Source organism: Streptomyces sp. NBC_00102, from assembly GCF_026343115.1.
GTDB lineage: Bacteria > Actinomycetota > Actinomycetes > Streptomycetales > Streptomycetaceae > Streptomyces.
Genome location: NZ_JAPEMC010000001.1, coordinates 2,745,387 through 2,760,195, shown reverse-complemented (window position 1 = coordinate 2,760,195; position 14,809 = coordinate 2,745,387). Strand labels below are relative to the sequence as shown.

Below are 14,809 nucleotides of genomic sequence, written 5' to 3'. Positions count from 1 at the left end.
ATTCTGCCGCCGGTGCCGCCGGTGCCGCTGGTGCCGCCGGTGCCGCCGGGGGTTTCCGCGTGATCGGGGCTTGATCCGGAGCGCGCTCCGGATGTGAGCGTGGATCCCGACCAGCCCAGACCTGAGGAGAATCCTGTGCGCCACCACCGCATCGGTGACCGGAACGTCAGCGCGCTCTGCCTGGGGGCCATGCCCTTCGGAGCCCGGATCGACGAAGAGACGTCCTTCGCCCTGCTCGACCGATTCGTCGAGCGCGGCGGCAACTTCATCGACACGGCCGACAACTACTGCTTCTGGATCGACGGTCGTACGGGCGACGAGAGCGAGACCCTGCTCGGCCGCTGGTTCGCCCGACGCGGCAACCGGGACGAGGTGATCCTCGCGAGCAAGCTCGGCGGCCGGCCCGTCGGCCCGGTCGGCACGGACCGGTCGCAGGACATCCTGGAAGGCCTCTCGGCCCCCGCCGTACGCGCCGCCCTCAAGGGCAGCCTCGAACGCCTCGGCACCGACCGGGTGGACCTTCTCTACCGGCACGTGGACGACCCGGCCACCCCGCAGGAGGAGACCGTGCGCGTCTTCGGCGAGCTGATCGCCGACGGGACGGTCGGCATGGCGGGCGTCAGCAACCTGACCGCCGAACGGCTGCGCACCGGCGAGGAGACCGCCACCGCACTCGGTCTGCCCGGCGCCGTCGCGCTCCAGCAGCGTCACACGTACCTCCGCCCCCTGCCCGGTACGGACTTCGGGGTCCAGCGGTACGCCGACGACGCGGTCCTCGCCGAGGTGCGCCGCCGGCCCGGGCTGACCCTGCTCGCCTACACGGCGCTGCTCGACGGCGCCTACTCCAACCCCGCCAAACCGCTGCCCGCCCCCTACGACCACCCCGTCTCGCACCGTCAGTTGGCGGCCCTTCGGCAGGTGGCGGCGGAGAGCGGTGCCACGGTCAACCAGGTGGTGTACGCCTGGCTGCTCGGCGGGGACCCGGTGGTGCTGCCCGTGATCGGCGTCTCCACCTTCGGGCAGCTGGACGAGGCCCTGGAGGCGGTGGACGTCGAACTCACCGCAGACCAGAGGACGTTGTTGGACACGGCCCGCGCGGAGCCGCTGCCGGGGGAGTGAGGCGGACGGCAGGTGGAGGGCGGCGGGCGGGGCGGGGTGCGCACCGTACGGGAGCTGCCGCAGGTGTGAGCCCCGGCGGTTCTTTGCCGCGTCGGTGTGAGCCCTGCCACGGGTTCGCCTCCGCCGGAGTGAGCCCTGCCACGGGTTCGCTCCTCCTCGCTGTGAGTCCTGCCACGGTTCCGGCTCCAGACCCCCCGGCCGGGGCCCGGCCCCTCGTACGGTGGACGGGACCGGCGAACGATTGTTCTGGTCGTCCTCCTCTCGCCGGTCCACCGCAGTCCCCCAGGGCAGGAGCCCCCGTGCCGCAGCAGCAACCCGTACTGGCCGACCCGCCGCCCGTGCACGGCCCCACCCTGCTCACCCAGTCCTGGCTGGACCTCGCCTTTCTCCACTGGGCCGTCGACCCCGCCGTCGTAGCCCCGCTGCTGCCTCCGGGGACCCGGCCGGACACCATCGACGGAGTGACGTACGTCGGCCTCATCGCCTTCCGCATGCACCGGGTGGGATGGCTCGGGCTGCCCGGCATCCCCTACCTCGGCTCCTTCCCGGAGACCAACGTCCGCCTGTACTCCGTGGACGAGCACGGCCGGCGCGGGGTCGTGTTCCGCTCGCTCGACGCCTCCCGGCTGCTCCCCGTGGCCCTGGGGCGGATGATGTTCCGGCTGCCCTACGTCTGGTCGAAGATGAGCGTCAGCCAGGACGGAACCACGCTCGCCTACGCCTCGCGCCGCCGCCTGCCCGGGCCCCGGGGCGCGCACAGCCGGATAACCGTGCGGATCGGCGACCCGATAGAGCGGCCCACGGAGCTGGAGCACTTCCTCACGGCCCGCTGGGGCCTGCACACCGCGTTCCGCGGCCGGTCGCTCCACCTGCCGAACACCCACCCGCGCTGGCCCCTGCACCGCGCGGAACTCCTCCACTGCGACGAGAGCCTGGTGACCGCGGCCGGACTCCCCGCCCCCGAGGGGCCGCCGGTCAGCGTCCTGTACGCGCCCGGAGTCCCGGTCCGCTTCGGCCCGCCCTCCCGCCGCCCCGCGGAGCCCGTGGCCTGACCAACCCCCGCTCGGTGAAAGCGACATGAGGGAGGGGGATGGCCAACTCGCCCTCCGGTGCGAGGCCGGGGGATCCCGGGTGAGCAGGCGGGCCCCTCCGCCCCGTTCAGCGCATCAGGGTGAGCACCCACTGCTGGGCCCGTGCGGCGGCTTCGTAGAAGGCCCGCACATCGGCGTAGTGGTCGCGCAGCTCCTCGGCGCCTTGCCTGTCGAGGCCGGTCGGGTAGACGGAGTCCTCGTCCATGGCGTCCTCGTCGGCGAAGTCCGCCAGGGTGTCGAAGTCCAGGGCGCCGAGGAAGGCCGACGCCCGGGTCACTTCCTCGGCGGTCAGCACGCCCGGAGGCGCGTAGTCGAAGGATCCGTCTTCGAGGAACGGCGTCCCCAGCACCGGGTCGACAGGACAACCGGCGGCGCCCAGCAGCCACTGGATCGCGCCCCACGCCTTGTCCAGCGAACAGAACGCCCCGAAGCTCTCCCCCTCGCGCGTCTCCGGATCGGGCCATTCATCTCCTGCGATCGCCGACCGCGCGGCCTCAGGTCCCACTCTCGTCAACTCGACTGTGATGCCCATGGCGGGACAGCATGCCCGACGGGGCCGGGGAGACGATCGGAGGGCCGGTCGGCACGGACGGAGTCCGGCCGTCGCCTCGCCTCGCCTCGCCTCGCCTCGCCTCGCCTCGGCCCGCCTCGCCTCAGCCTCGTGGGGCCCACGGCCTGAACGGTCCTTGCTGCGGGGCGCTTCAATGCGGATGCACGCAGGTGCCCAGTCGTGCCAGCATGACCTCATGATGATCCGAAAGGGCGATGCCGCGTAGGCGTCCCAAGGCCGTTCGCGCGGAGCGATGGCGACCACGAGGGCAGTACCCGGCGGCCCTGAAAGTGCCCGGTGTCTCCGCGCGGACCCGTGCGGCGATCCGCCGGGTGGAAGACCAGGAGATGCACCGCGACGCGGTCGCCGAGGCGCTCTCGTTTTTCGAGCGGACTTTCGAGCGGTGCGGACGCTGGCTGGACCACGACGACTTCGAATCGCCGGGGGCGGCAGATGCGCGCGACGATCTGGAACAGGCGATGCTGCACCTTCCGCCCGGGGCCAAGAGGGACTTGGGCCGATTGGTCGCGCGCATAGACGCGGAACTCGAACGCCGCACCCTGCCGGAACCCTACGGCGAGTGGTGGCCCGAGTGGATGGCGATGCACTGGTGGCGGGCCCGAGTGCGTGAACACTGACGGTTCCCGGGCTCGTCCGGGGACATGGTCCCCGGTGTCTACCGCTCGGGACCGGAGACGTGATGCATGACCCCGCCCCCCAACTCCCGCCGCCGGCCGTGGCGTGAGGTGTGCGGCCGTCCCGGTGGGACCGGCCGGACGGAGGGTGGCCCGGGCGGCGTTACCCTCGTGCGATGTCGAATCAATTGGTGACGGCCGGAGTTGGTATCGCGCAGGTGCTGGCGCACTGCGGGGGCAGCACCGAGGCGGCCGTGCACCATCTGGCGGGTGCCATGGCGGCCGCACCCGAGAGCCCCGAACCGTACGCCGTCCTGGCGGAGTTGTGGCGCGACCGGCCCTCGGAGCTGGCCGGGGTCGTCCGGGGTGCGCACACCCTGAGGTGCGTACTGGCGCAGTCGTACGTCTGCTTCCTCGACGGGGACATGGACGGCGCCGCGCAGGCGATCGGCTCGGTCACCGGGGTGCGGCCCGAGGTGGCGTGGGCCTCGGCCCCTTGGTTCGGCGACGCGCGGTTCCTGGACGCGGTGAGCGCCGACGCGCTGGCCGAGGCCGCGATGCGGACGACGGACTACGGCCATGACCTGGACACCGAGCCCATGCGCGAGCGGTTCCGCCCCTGGTTCCGGGCCGTCGACGCGATCACGGCCGAGGCCCGTCGGCCGTCGCCGGACGCCCTGGCCAAGCTGGCGATATTCCTGCGGACCTGCGGTCTCACCGACGCCTCGTTCGCCCTCTGCGACCGGGCGGACTCCGTCGAGCGGACCATGCTCACGGAGGTCGTCCGCGCGGGCACCTGGCGCAAGGTGGGCAACCCCGAACAGAACGAGGCGGCGCTGAAGCGCGCCCTCGCCCTGGACCCCGCCAACTGGTCGCTCCATCTCGACCTGGCCGATCTACGGGTCGAGCAGGGCGACTTCGCCACCGCGGTCCGGTTGATCGACCAGGGCCTGGAACACGAGCCGGCCGAGCCGACCCTGCGCGCGGCCGGGGCCGCCTACCGGGCACGGCTCACCGGTTCGTCCGCCGACCTGGCCGAACTCGTCGCGCTGGCACCGGACATGCCGAACCGCTCCTACCGGGACCTGCTGATCGACCACGCGTGCGCGGGCCCCGGACTGCCCGCCGAGCTGGTGGCCGCCGCCCGCCGCGTACGGGGCCGTTAGGGCCCTTCGTTCCTTCGTTCGGAACACGCCCCCTCCCGGCCCTCTCACCGCCGGAGCGCGGGGCCCCGTCTCCCCGGTGCCAGCGCCGCCCGCAGCGCGGGTACGAGGACCCTGCGGGCTTCGGCCGGGGTGGGGAGCGCGGACGGCGTCTTCACCGCCCGCCCGGACCTCGCGGCGAGCATGCTGCGGGAGTTGGCGGAGCGCCGATACGTCCGTACGGCGATGGGCGTCATCACCACGGCGGTGAGACCCAGCATCGCGAAACTCATCTGGAACGAGGGCGTGAGGAAGAAGTAGAAGAAGAAGTAGCCGAGATGGTGCGGGGGTTGCCTCCGCAGGGATGGTGAAGGCAGCCCCCGCACCACCGGATGCGGGCGCGGGACGCGGGCTACTCCGGGGAGATGGCGTTCAGGATCGCCGAGGTGACGCGGTCGGCGGCGTTCTGGTGGCCCTTGGCGTTGGGGTGGACGAAGGCCACGCGGTTGTCGTGGTCGAAGAGGCCCTCGACCCACTTGCCGGAGTCACACACGCTGTGGTTCTTCGAGGAGTCGTAGAGGTTGACGAACGTGGCGGTGTCGAGCGTGTCGGCCGACTTCTCGATGACCTTGTTGAGGGGCTCCAGGACGTCCTCACGCAGCCAGTCCAGGTCACCCTGGGTGATCGAGAGGAACTGCTGCACGTTGTTGTAGTGACACTTGGAGGTGTCCTCGGGGACGATCGTGGGGTAGCCCACGGCCAGGATCTTGGCGTGTGGGCCCTTCTCGTGGAGCTTGGCGAGCATCTGGTCGTAGTCGCGGCTCACCTGGTTCAGCTTGGCGGGGATACTCGCGGCCAGTTCGTCCTTGCAGGGCGTGCCCACTCCGCCGCTGCCCTGACCCAGCTCCAGGCACTTCATGAGGATGTCGGCGAAGCCGAGGGTGTTGCCGCCCGCACCGACGGTGATGACGTCGGTGCCTTCCTTGACCGCATCGGACTGGGGAGGAACCGGCGGGAAGGGGTAGTCCGGGTCCTCCGAGACGGGCGGCAGGTGCCGACCGATCGGCTCCTGCGCCCTGAAGGTGATGTCCTGGATGGTCGCGGCGCCGCAGCTGACGTTGGTCAGCTCGATGAGCGAACCCAGGTCCCGGTCGATGACCTGCGGGTAGGACCGGTCGGTGCGGTCGCAGCCGTCCCGGGGGTACTCGAAGACGTCACCGGCGGCCGGGATGACCCCGGCGGTGTAGGAATCGCCCAGAGCCACCCAGTCGTAGCTCGCCGCGGCGGCGGGCTGCGCCCCGACGAGCTGGGTGGGGACCAGGGCGCCCGCGACGAGTGTCGCGGCCGAGGCCAGCAGGATCGGGCGGGTACGGAAACGTGGCATGGAAGCTCCAAGCAGGCGTTGTCGGTTGCGCGCCGACCGTATGCCCAAGGTCACTCTGCGCACTAGATCCACTACGGAGAGTTCACCCGGGAGGGGTTCGGGCGTGCACCGCCTTGCCGTTCCGCCATTGTCGGGTGGTCCTACCAACTGGCCTTCCCCGGACGTGCCTTCGCCCCTCGGGCTCAGGCTGTCGACTCATCGCGGGGAGGCTGCCGACGTCGGGGCCGCGATGTCGTCTCGATGGATGGGGAGATCCGTCAGGTGCCGGTGAGCGGGTCGGCTCAATGCGCCGGGCACCTGTGTGGCCTCACATCGGCGGCGGTTGGGGCGGCCGCCATTGCCCCGAACCGAGCTCTTCCAGCAGACCACGGCTCACCACCGTGAAGTGATGGTGGGCGCCCAGGCTGCGTTCGCGTCCGGCCAGAACCTCGGCCATGAGCCCGATTCCGGCATCCACGTGCCCGAGTGCGGTCTGCGTCTGGGCGTGCAACTGCATTGCGGCGAGGACGGCGGGGAATTCCGCTCCGAGGTGGCGCCGGTAGTCCTCGACCACCTGCCGGATCTCGGCGTCGGCGGGCCCGTACCGTCCGAGTACGAATTGGGCGCGGGCGTGGTTGTGTCTGGCGCTCAGTGTGACCGCGTGATCGGAGCCCAGGTGCCGGGCGCATGCCTGCGGCACCGACATCAGTGCGTCGTCGTCCTGATCACCGGCTTCGGTTGCGATCTCGGCCGCGATCTCCGTTGCGGTGAGCATCGCCAGCAGACTGGCCCGCGAGCGGAGGGTGGCGGGGTGCCACGGCCCCAGGACCGCCTGCCGGCCCGCCACGACCGATCGCAGGAGCGCGACGGCCTCCTCGCGCTTTCCCGTGTTGCCGAGCACGAGTTGCAGGCCCTGGCCGGTGTCCAGGGAATCCGGATCGTCCGCACCGAACAGCCGCAGTTGGGCGGCACGGACGCGGTGGAGCACTTGCCCGGCTTCCTCGTAGCGTCCCAGTCTGAAGAGTGAACGGCCGACCCTCGCGTGGGCCGCGAGTACGAGTCGGTGTTCCTCGCCGAGCGTCCCTGCCGCGAGCGCGACTGCCGCACTGGCTGTCTCCCAGGCGGACAGGTAGTCACCGGTGCGGTGCAGTGCGACGGCCAGCCGGGTGGCCACGCGCAGCGCGTCCTCGGTGTCGGACTGCCCGGTCGTCCTGCGGAGCAGGGCGAGGCAGTGCGGCGCGAGCAGACGCAGCCGCGAGTCGTGCGGCCCGGCCTTCGGAACCGCAGGTACGGCTGCGTCCAGCAAGCGGACCGCTGTCGTGTTGAGCATGGGGATGTCCCCCGGAGGCGTTGCCACCGCGACCGTTTCCAGGAGCACGCCATGGCTGTGCGCGCAGCGCACGTCACCGAGGGGAACGAGCTGGGTCAGAGAGTGGTCGAGCAGTGCCGTCAACGCGGTCTCGGCACGGGCCGGCAGGAGGACCGCGCCGATCTCGGGTCGGTTCAGCACCGACAGCGGCAGTGGCTCGGGGGCGAACCGGGCAAGTAGTTTCAACAGGGTGACCGCTTCTGGCAGCCCGTGCTCTTCGAACGAGTCGAGCGTCAACTGCCAGGTCCGTTGCACCAGATGGCGTGGGTCCTCGTTGGCAAGGGCATCCGCGCCCCGGTCGATCAGTGCGACCGCTTCGTCGTCTTCGAGCCGGCCGCCGTACCGGTCCATCGTCCAGGGATCGATCACCTGGTGGGCCAGGAACCCGCCCGCAAGGGTGAGGGCCAGGGGCAGCCGTCCCAGCCGGTCGGCGACCTGGGCCGCCTGCGCCATCGTGCCGCTGTCCGGGGCCAGGTCGCAGAGCACGCGCGCCGCGTCCTCGCGCGGGAGCACACCGATGTGTTGCAGCTCCGCTCCGGGCCACCACCGTGGGGTCGCACGGCGGGTGGTGACCAGCACCGTGCCGCGCGGACTTGCCCGCAGCCAGCTGCCGTCGCGGAGAATCGCCGGATCGTCGGCGTTGTCGAGTACCAGCAGCCAGGGCTCGGCGGACCTGTCCAGGTAGTGCCACACCAGATCCGCCGCGGGGCGGTGTCCCTGGTGGGCGGCCATCAGCTCACCGTCGAGGGCGCCTCGGTCCGCTGCGGCGGCGAGCATGCCGGCTCGGAGCGAGGCGCGGTCGGCGGCGTTGACCCACAGGCCCACCCGCTGGTACTCGGTGGTGGCGATCTCGAAGAACGCCTGTGCGACAGCGGTCTTGCCGCAGCCTCCCATGCCGTGCAGGACGTACACCTCGGAGCCACGGCCCAGCCCGACGCCGCCCCGCAACCGTGCCAGCACCTCGCTGCGGTCGCGCAGAGCGAGGGGCGTGCGGCCGACTGCCGGGCGGCGGACGGAGTCCGGTCCCTCCGCCGCGGCGCGGTCGCTCCGCGCGTAGTGATGGTGTTCGGTGATGTGCTGGTCGCCCGTCGCCTGGTACACCCGGCCGTCGTTCTCCGCGCGGCCGTCCATCGCACCGCTCATCGCTCGGTGATGTGCTGGTCTCGCCCCGCCTGGTTGATACGGGCATGCCCGGAAGCCGTGGCGTGCTGGGTGACGGCGGAGGAGCCCGGCGGCTCCTCGCGCGCGATCTCGTCGAGCAGACCGCGCAGCTCCGCGGCGGCATCGGGCCGGGCGGCGAGCAACCGCCGCAACCTGCCCTGCCATTCGGCGCGCAGCTCTGCCAGCACCTCTTGGTCGTCGGACTCCGCGGCAATCGCTGTCTCCGCCCGGCCCGCGTCCAGTTGTGCCGTGACATCGTCGGCCCGGTGTGGCTGCACGCGCTGCCACAGTTGGACGAGCCTGTCGCGGGTCACCTGCCAGGCGTCGGAAGCCATCAAGGTCACGAGTGCTGCTCCACCCGCCTGTGCGAGCGAGGTGAGTTCTGGTTCCACAGTTCTCCCCCGGGTCAGGCCGTCCGGCAGTCATCCGGCATTCTGCCAGGAGCGTGCGACATTGCGTCTGGAGTGACCGAACGAGACGCGCGGAATGGCTCGTTCTATTCGGTGCTTTTCGAATTTCTGACCATCGGATCACCCCGCGGTGCTACCGTCGACCGGGTTTGACGCCGTGCAGTGGAGGCAGGCAATGGTGGTGAGGTCATGGGAAGCGGATCCGGAAACGACCTTCCGTCGGCGGATCGGTAGATCGCCGCAGGAACTGGGGGTCACCTCCGACACTCCCGACTGCCCCGACATGTGGGAGCTGGAGAACGGCGATATCGCCGTCATCGGCAGAGATCTGTCGAGTTCGCTCGGTACGAGACTGCCCGCAGGGGTGTCGATCGGCCCCGACGAGCGGCTCGTGGTGATTCCGAGGAGCATGCTCATCGCGGCGAAGCCGGATATTCCCCATGTTTGATTCGTTTCCCCGGGGAATCTCTTTCCGACTCGACCGCCCGCGCTATCACGAGGAGTACTACCAGGCACTGAGGGGCGGGATTCGGCACCTCAACAAGCTGGAGCGCGGTCAGAATTTCAAGGAACGCGGCTTTGCGAGTTGGGAGGCGTTCGCGGCCGGGCAATGGGATAAGGCGCTCTCGCTGATCGAGGAGCGGCGTGACGCCTATGTCCAGCAGGTCGAGGAGGTGGACCGCCTCGGGGTGCTGCAACGCCGCCTCAGGGTGGTGGAGTTCCCCGTCACGCCCTACGTGCAGTGGGAGTTGCACGTTCTTCGCCTACGGGTCGAAGTGGGGGACCGCATCCGGCTCCTCGATGCCCGCACCATCGCCGACATCGAGGACGACCGGCCCGTCCCCGAGGTGGTGATCCTCGGGAATCGGGTGATGTTCGAGGTGCGGTACGACGACGACGGAAACGCGGCGGGTGCCAACCGTTTCACCGACGCGGCGTTGATCGAGGAGACCTCGGCGGGGTTCGACGTGCTGTACGAACAGGGCGAGGAGTACGGCGACTTCTTCGATCGCGAGATCGCTACACTCTCCGAGCCGTCGGGCGCGGGGTGAGTTCCGGCATCGGTGCCGAGCCGGCCCAAGGACTGTCCCTGGTGCCGTCTGTCGGCGGGGTAGGTACGGCACGTGCGCGCGGGGCCGGCCGCCTTGCCGATTCCGTGGGCAGGGGGAGAAGATCGGCCGGTGCCTGGACAAGCGAAGAGGAAGCGGCGGCTGGAGGCCCAGAGCCGGCGGGTCGCCGCTCGGACCGCGCCGGAGCTGGGGCGGTGGGAGGTCGTGCTGGAGACCACCGATGAAGCGGAGTTGAGGGCGTACCTGCGCGGCCTGCGCGAGGCGGGGGTCGACGGGCCGTTGATCGAGATCTCCATGCTGTGCGGGCGTCTGGAGTTCCCGACCACCCATCAGGTGAAGAGGTTCCTGCGGCACGGGGCTGGGGAGCCCGGCAGCTCCTCCTGACTCCCTTCTGGTCGCCTCACTTCAACGGACGACGACCTGCCAGAGCACCCCACCGATCAGGAAGAAGCTGGACAGCAGCTTCCGGGGGAGGGTCGCCGACGTCGTCCACGTAAGACAGGGAGCGAAGGCGCATGGGGATGGAATTGACTTCGGTGCGGGCCGCCGCCTGGCTGAACACCGCGGTAGCCGAGGCCGAGGCCGGCCTTGCGGAGGGAGGAGTCCCGATCGGTGCCGCGCTTTACGGGGCTGATGGGGCGCTGCTGGGGCGGGGGCACAACCGCCGTGTCCAGGACGGTGATCCGTCGCTGCACGCGGAGACCGCTGCCTTCCGTGCTGCCGGACGGCAGCGTTCGTACCGCGGCACGACCATGGTGACAACTCTCTCTCCCTGCTGGTACTGCAGTGGTCTGGTCCGTCAGTTCGGTATCTCACGGGTGGTCATCGGCGAGGCCGAGACCTTCCAAGGGGGCCACGAGTGGTTGGCCGAGCACGGCATCGAGGTGATGACGCTGAACGACCAGCGATGCGCGGCCATGATGAGGGCCTTCATCGCGGAGAAGCCCGCCCTGTGGAACGAGGACATCGGCGAGGAGTAGGGACCCGTGCACGGCGGCAGCAGGACGAGGGAGGGCCGCCGAACCGGGTCTCCGTGCGTTGCGGCCTGTTCACCGGGTGGTGTGGTGGGGCGGGTGGGGTGGCGCGAAGTCCGAAGTCACGCGCAGGGGTTGTTCTCGCCGAAACCTGGACAAGGGTGCCCACGGCGTGATGTACGGTGATCACGTCATCACGCTCCGTGTGCTCCTGTGCGCATGGAGCGGCCCCCGGAGGTGCTGTCACACCTTCCCGAGGGCCTTCACCACGAGTGGATGAAAGGAATCCACAGGGATGCTTTGGCATGCTATCTCGCCGGTGTTGGGCACCGGGAGGCGTTCGGGCGGGCTGGTCGGCTCGCGACGGATGAACAGTGACGCGAAGATCATCGTGTTGTACATGGAGAGCCTTCCGTCCGTGCAACGGCCGAGGGTGCTCGGGCCGTTGTCGGATTTCGCGCGGGACGCGGGGGTCAAAGGCGGGCCGTACAAGAAGGCCAAGAAGTTCCTGAAGCGTGAGGGCTTTCTCCACGAGTGGCGTTATCGGCGCCCGGGTGGACTGTGGGCCACGGCGCAGATCCTGTCGAACGCGCCGAGCACCCGGCAGCAGGCGGAGGCCTACTGGGAGAGCTGCTCGGAGTATCTGGACGCCGAGGAAACGGAGTTGGACGAAGAGCCTGTCTGTTACGGGGAGGTCGTATCGCCGCAGGTCGCGCCGGGTGACCACTTCCGGGCGGTCGGATCGACGGGTCCTTGGTCGGTCGGCGATTACCCACCTCACGTACAACTCATGGGGAACTCATCCTCCCTACCTACCCGCGCGGTATGCGAATCGAAAGCTGAACGAACACGAGGCGCAAGTGAGTTCGGTACCTACTCGCAGTTCGCGGCGGAGGACGGCGAAGGCTTCTGGGCGGAGCCGCCGGAGTGGCTGGGCGAGGAGGACTCCGAGGGCGACTCCGTGAAGTACTTCGACAAGTACTCCGAGGATGCCTTCGAGGGGCCGGAGGAGTGGGAGCCGGGGCCGGTGGTGGCCGCTGTCGTCGCGCCGGTGGCCCTGCCCGCGTATGCACCCGTACCGGTGTCCGTGCCCGAACGCGTTCCCGTGGCTGTTCCCGTACTGGCGCCCGTTGCAGCGCCCGTTCCGGCGCGTGTTGCGGCGTCCGTACCGGAGCCTGTTGCGGCGCCTGTTGCCGTGTCGCAGGGGGAGCCGTTGGCCAGGCGGGCCTTCGAGGTGGTGGAGGCCGAGCGGGTGCTGCTGTCGCTGCGGAGGGGGGCGAAGCAGCTGACGTTGGGGGTGAGGGAGGCGCGGGTGCTGGTGGACCTGGCGGCGGAGTGGCTGCGGCGGGGGGTGCCGGCGGCGGAGCTGCGGGAGACGCTGGTCTCGTGGCTGCCGGAGGGAGGGGTGTACTCGCCGGTGGGGTTCCTTCGGTACCGGCTGCAGCACAAGATGCCGGCGGACCGGGCTCACCTGGACGCCCTGGCGGATGCCGCTTCGGGTGCTCCGCGCGGCCGTTCGTCAGGAGCGGTGTCCAACGGGGCGTCGCGTCCCCAGGGTGTGGACGAGGAGCCGCCGCCGTACGTGCCTCCGGCGCCGCTCGTGACCTGCGAGGGGCCGGGCGACGAGCATGTGTTCCGGGCGGTGGGCGGTGAGACCAAGTGCGGGCAGTGCCGCTCGGCGGAGGCCTGGGAGGCGTACCGGGCCCATCGGCTGGCCGCGGCCCTGGCGCGGGGAGAGGACGGTCTCGTCGGGGACGGCAAGGGAGGCCGGCGTGACGTCCTCGCCGGTCTCGTGGCCCCGCCGGGTTCGGAGTACGACCCTGGCGAGGAAGCCGCTGCCTACGCGGCGCTGGGGCTGTAGCTCGCGCTCGGGTCGCAGCCTTTTCCTGGCGTGGGGAGTTGCGGCCAGTGGGCAGGGGCGGCGGGTGTACGGAGCGGAGCGACGCGCCCAACCGCGCCGTGTGCGCAGGTTGGAGAGTGTCACCCGTCCGAGTGGGTTGGCCGGAATTTCCGCGCAGATATTCGAAGTACCCATCCTGATAAGGGGAGTGGGCCGCGTTCTCTCGCACGGTATTTCGTACGTCAACGCTTCCGCGTTCGAAAGCTGCATGGGTGGCAGAGTGTGGCGTTTCACCCATCGGGAGTGTTGTGCGAGGAGAATGACTCGGGCGGTTCGATGCAGAGGCGACCTGACCCTCTCCCGCGTTTCTGCCTAAGGAGGACCGGTGACGGACAGCTGGGGGTCTCTGGGGACCGAGTCCGTGGACAGGATTCGTACACGGGAGCGCGCCCAACTCCTCGACGCGGCACGTGCGATGTTCGGCACGTTCGGCTACGCGCAGACCACCGACGAGGAAGTCTGCGAAAAAGCCGGAGTTCCGGTGTCGATGCTGTACGAGGAATACGGGTCGTTGGAGGGCCTGTTGATCGCCCTGCATGACTGGGTGACGACCAAGGGCCTGCGCGCCGCCGAGAACGCCATGATGGCCGAGGGCATGGACGAGTGCTCGATGGCCGAGCGCACGAGGGTGCTCTTCGACGCCTACGTGAAAGCGGTGACGGAGGACCCCCGCGAAGCCCGGGTGACCTTCGTCGAAGTGCTGGGCGTGAGCCGGACGGTGGACGCACACTGCAAGCGGTGGCGTGACGTGTGGGCGCACTGGCTGACCGGCGAGACCCAGCGTGCGGTGATGCGGGGCGAGGCGGAAGAGGGCGACCACAAGGCGGACGTGCTCGTCATGGTCGGTACGGTCCACGAACTCATGGCCCACCACACCCGGCGGTCCCGCCGGGCCCGGCCGGAAGAGGTCTCGCGCGAGCTGTGGGAGCTGGCCCTGTCGATGCTGGGGACGCAGCGGACGGGCTGAACGGCCCCGAGCCGTGGCCCGTCTGCGAACGGCCGGGAAGCGCGGGTGGCGCCCCGCGCGTCCCGGCCGTTCCGCGTCCGTGAGCGCCTGCGCGGTGGCGCGGAACGTGCGCATGTACGAGTCCCGCCTGCCAGGACGTGTCACCGGCAGGCGGGAGGCCGCAGATTATCAGTGGCGTGCACACGTTCCGCAGGCGGGGTGAAGGAACTGTGCGAGGGCGGGGCAGGGGTGCGGGTCCGGGCGCGGGCTCAGAGCGCGGGTTCGGGTACCGGCACGGCCGCCCCGGCGACGACGGCTCCGGGCGCCGGGGTGTACGGGCCGCCCAGCGCCCACGCGCGGTGCAGCACCTCCGCGAAGGTGGCGGCGAGCTTGTGCTCGCCACTCGGGCCCGGGTGCGTGCCGTCGTACGTATCGGTGTGGATGTCGTAGCCGGACGGGTGCGGGGCCAGCAGGACCGGGGACGCGGGGGTGTCCAGGTCCGCGACGGCCTCGGCGAGCAGCGCGTTGAACCGCGCGCAGGAGGCGGCGAAGGGCGCGTCGGACTCGGCCCGGACGTTCGGGATGACCGGCATCAACACCAGCCTGACGCGCGGGTTCGCGGCGCGGGCGGCGGTGATGAAGGCACGCGCGTTCGCCGCCGTCTGCTCGCTGTCGGTGTAGAAGCCGAGGTCGATCAGGCCGAGCGAGACCAGCAGCACGTCCGCGCCGGAGGCGGCCACCGCCTCCCCGATCACCGGCGCCATGTGCAACCAGCCCTCTCCCCAGCCGGCCAGATGACGGCGGGCCGGTGCGGGGAAGAACGGGTCGGCGTACGCGGTCGAGACCGGGGCGTCCGCCTCGGCCTCGTACAGGCCGGTGCGCGGGCCGACGATGGCGTAACCGCCCTCGCCTAGGGTCGCTTCGAGGTGCTGCCACATCCGGTGGCGCCAGGTGAAGTCGCCCGCCCGGCCGACGGTCATCGAGTCGCCGACGAACAGGAAGCGCACGGCGTCCGCGCGTTCGGTCATGCCCCACCGCCGCAGGGCGTGGAGTCGGCGGCGGCAGACAGGAAACGCATG

Annotated in this window: 15 protein-coding genes and 1 pseudogene; 11 read left to right on the top strand and 5 right to left on the bottom strand. The window is 70.5% G+C overall.

Going from position 1 to position 14,809, the window contains the following annotated elements:
• Nucleotides 1-135 precede the first annotated feature (135 nt).
• Both OHA55_RS12180 and OHA55_RS12175 read left to right on the top strand, forming a co-directional pair.
• Nucleotides 136-1,119 carry an aldo/keto reductase gene (locus tag OHA55_RS12180; protein ID WP_266705647.1) on the top strand — a complete coding sequence of 328 codons (984 nt, stop codon included), beginning with the start codon at nucleotides 136-138 and terminating at the stop codon, nucleotides 1,117-1,119.
• Between the two features lie 299 nt (nucleotides 1,120-1,418).
• Nucleotides 1,419-2,171, top strand: coding sequence for a YqjF family protein (locus OHA55_RS12175; RefSeq protein ID WP_266705645.1), 753 nt, complete (start codon nucleotides 1,419-1,421; stop codon nucleotides 2,169-2,171).
• A gap of 106 nt (nucleotides 2,172-2,277) precedes the next feature.
• Here OHA55_RS12175 and OHA55_RS12170 read toward each other — a convergent pair whose 3' ends face one another.
• Nucleotides 2,278-2,742 carry a DUF1877 family protein gene (locus OHA55_RS12170; RefSeq protein ID WP_266705643.1) on the bottom strand — a complete coding sequence of 155 codons (465 nt, stop codon included), beginning with the start codon at nucleotides 2,740-2,742 and terminating at the stop codon, nucleotides 2,278-2,280.
• A 350-nt stretch (nucleotides 2,743-3,092) separates the two neighbouring features.
• Between OHA55_RS12170 and OHA55_RS12165 the strand changes: the two genes are divergently transcribed.
• The 3 genes and pseudogenes from OHA55_RS12165 to OHA55_RS12155 form a co-directional block, all read left to right on the top strand.
• Nucleotides 3,093-3,398 carry a hypothetical protein gene (locus tag OHA55_RS12165; RefSeq protein WP_266705641.1) on the top strand — a complete coding sequence of 102 codons (306 nt, stop codon included), beginning with the start codon at nucleotides 3,093-3,095 and terminating at the stop codon, nucleotides 3,396-3,398.
• Between the two features lie 173 nt (nucleotides 3,399-3,571).
• On the top strand, nucleotides 3,572-4,561 hold the full coding sequence (locus tag OHA55_RS12160) for a tetratricopeptide repeat protein (protein WP_266705639.1): 990 nt from the start codon (nucleotides 3,572-3,574) through the stop codon (nucleotides 4,559-4,561).
• A 135-nt stretch (nucleotides 4,562-4,696) separates the two neighbouring features.
• Nucleotides 4,697-4,858, top strand: a pseudogene (locus OHA55_RS12155) (NAD(P)-dependent oxidoreductase); the annotation flags it as partial.
• Between the two features lie 91 nt (nucleotides 4,859-4,949).
• Here the strand turns inward: OHA55_RS12155 and OHA55_RS12150 are convergent.
• From OHA55_RS12150 to OHA55_RS12140, 3 genes are all read right to left on the bottom strand, one after another.
• Entirely contained in the window at nucleotides 4,950-5,921 is a 972-nt protein-coding gene (locus tag OHA55_RS12150; RefSeq protein WP_266705637.1) for an SGNH/GDSL hydrolase family protein, read from the bottom strand.
• Nucleotides 5,922-6,228: 307 nt separating this feature from the next.
• Nucleotides 6,229-8,412, bottom strand: coding sequence for a tetratricopeptide repeat protein (locus OHA55_RS12145; protein ID WP_266705635.1), 2,184 nt, complete (start codon nucleotides 8,410-8,412; stop codon nucleotides 6,229-6,231).
• Entirely contained in the window at nucleotides 8,409-8,765 is a 357-nt protein-coding gene (locus OHA55_RS12140; protein WP_323180471.1) for a hypothetical protein, read from the bottom strand. The genes OHA55_RS12145 and OHA55_RS12140 overlap by 4 nt, the downstream gene beginning before the upstream one ends.
• Nucleotides 8,766-9,018: 253 nt before the next feature.
• On the opposite strand from OHA55_RS12140, the gene OHA55_RS12135 reads away from it, so the two are divergent.
• The 6 genes from OHA55_RS12135 (at nucleotide 9,019) to OHA55_RS12110 (ending at nucleotide 13,751) form a co-directional block, all read left to right on the top strand.
• Nucleotides 9,019-9,288 carry a hypothetical protein gene (locus OHA55_RS12135; RefSeq protein ID WP_266710582.1) on the top strand — a complete coding sequence of 90 codons (270 nt, stop codon included), beginning with the start codon at nucleotides 9,019-9,021 and terminating at the stop codon, nucleotides 9,286-9,288.
• On the top strand, nucleotides 9,281-9,892 hold the full coding sequence (locus tag OHA55_RS12130) for a DUF6879 family protein (RefSeq protein ID WP_266705631.1): 612 nt from the start codon (nucleotides 9,281-9,283) through the stop codon (nucleotides 9,890-9,892). The genes OHA55_RS12135 and OHA55_RS12130 overlap by 8 nt, the downstream gene beginning before the upstream one ends.
• 129 nt (nucleotides 9,893-10,021) lie before the next feature.
• Nucleotides 10,022-10,294 (top strand): hypothetical protein, encoded by a 273-nt coding sequence (locus OHA55_RS12125; protein WP_266705629.1) that lies wholly within the window; start codon nucleotides 10,022-10,024, stop codon nucleotides 10,292-10,294.
• Between the two features lie 137 nt (nucleotides 10,295-10,431).
• Nucleotides 10,432-10,890, top strand: coding sequence for a nucleoside deaminase (locus tag OHA55_RS12120; RefSeq protein ID WP_266705627.1), 459 nt, complete (start codon nucleotides 10,432-10,434; stop codon nucleotides 10,888-10,890).
• 289 nt (nucleotides 10,891-11,179) lie between these two features.
• Nucleotides 11,180-12,745, top strand: coding sequence for a hypothetical protein (locus tag OHA55_RS36485; RefSeq protein WP_323180393.1), 1,566 nt, complete (start codon nucleotides 11,180-11,182; stop codon nucleotides 12,743-12,745).
• A gap of 364 nt (nucleotides 12,746-13,109) precedes the next feature.
• The gene (locus tag OHA55_RS12110; protein WP_266705625.1) at nucleotides 13,110-13,751 is read left to right on the top strand and encodes a TetR/AcrR family transcriptional regulator; all 642 of its coding nucleotides are present in this window, start codon (nucleotides 13,110-13,112) and stop codon (nucleotides 13,749-13,751) included.
• 248 nt (nucleotides 13,752-13,999) lie between these two features.
• Here OHA55_RS12110 and OHA55_RS12105 read toward each other — a convergent pair whose 3' ends face one another.
• Entirely contained in the window at nucleotides 14,000-14,758 is a 759-nt protein-coding gene (locus tag OHA55_RS12105; RefSeq protein WP_266705623.1) for a GDSL-type esterase/lipase family protein, read from the bottom strand.
• Nucleotides 14,759-14,809 lie beyond the last annotated feature (51 nt).

Excerpts from the sequence above, each read along its gene's own strand:
- OHA55_RS12170 (WP_266705643.1), bottom strand. The coding sequence starts at position 2,742 with ATGGGCATCACAGTCGAGTTGACGAGAGTGGGACCTGAGGCCGCGCGG.
- OHA55_RS12160 (WP_266705639.1), top strand. The coding sequence starts at position 3,572 with ATGTCGAATCAATTGGTGACGGCCGGAGTTGGTATCGCGCAGGTGCTG.
- OHA55_RS12150 (WP_266705637.1), bottom strand. The coding sequence starts at position 5,921 with ATGCCACGTTTCCGTACCCGCCCGATCCTGCTGGCCTCGGCCGCGACA.
- OHA55_RS12145 (WP_266705635.1), bottom strand. The coding sequence starts at position 8,412 with ATGAGCGGTGCGATGGACGGCCGCGCGGAGAACGACGGCCGGGTGTAC.
- OHA55_RS12140 (WP_323180471.1), bottom strand. The coding sequence starts at position 8,765 with ATGGCTTCCGACGCCTGGCAGGTGACCCGCGACAGGCTCGTCCAACTG.
- OHA55_RS12130 (WP_266705631.1), top strand. The coding sequence starts at position 9,281 with ATGTTTGATTCGTTTCCCCGGGGAATCTCTTTCCGACTCGACCGCCCG.
- OHA55_RS12120 (WP_266705627.1), top strand. The coding sequence starts at position 10,432 with ATGGAATTGACTTCGGTGCGGGCCGCCGCCTGGCTGAACACCGCGGTA.
- OHA55_RS36485 (WP_323180393.1), top strand. The coding sequence starts at position 11,180 with ATGCTTTGGCATGCTATCTCGCCGGTGTTGGGCACCGGGAGGCGTTCG.
- OHA55_RS12105 (WP_266705623.1), bottom strand. The coding sequence starts at position 14,758 with ATGACCGAACGCGCGGACGCCGTGCGCTTCCTGTTCGTCGGCGACTCG.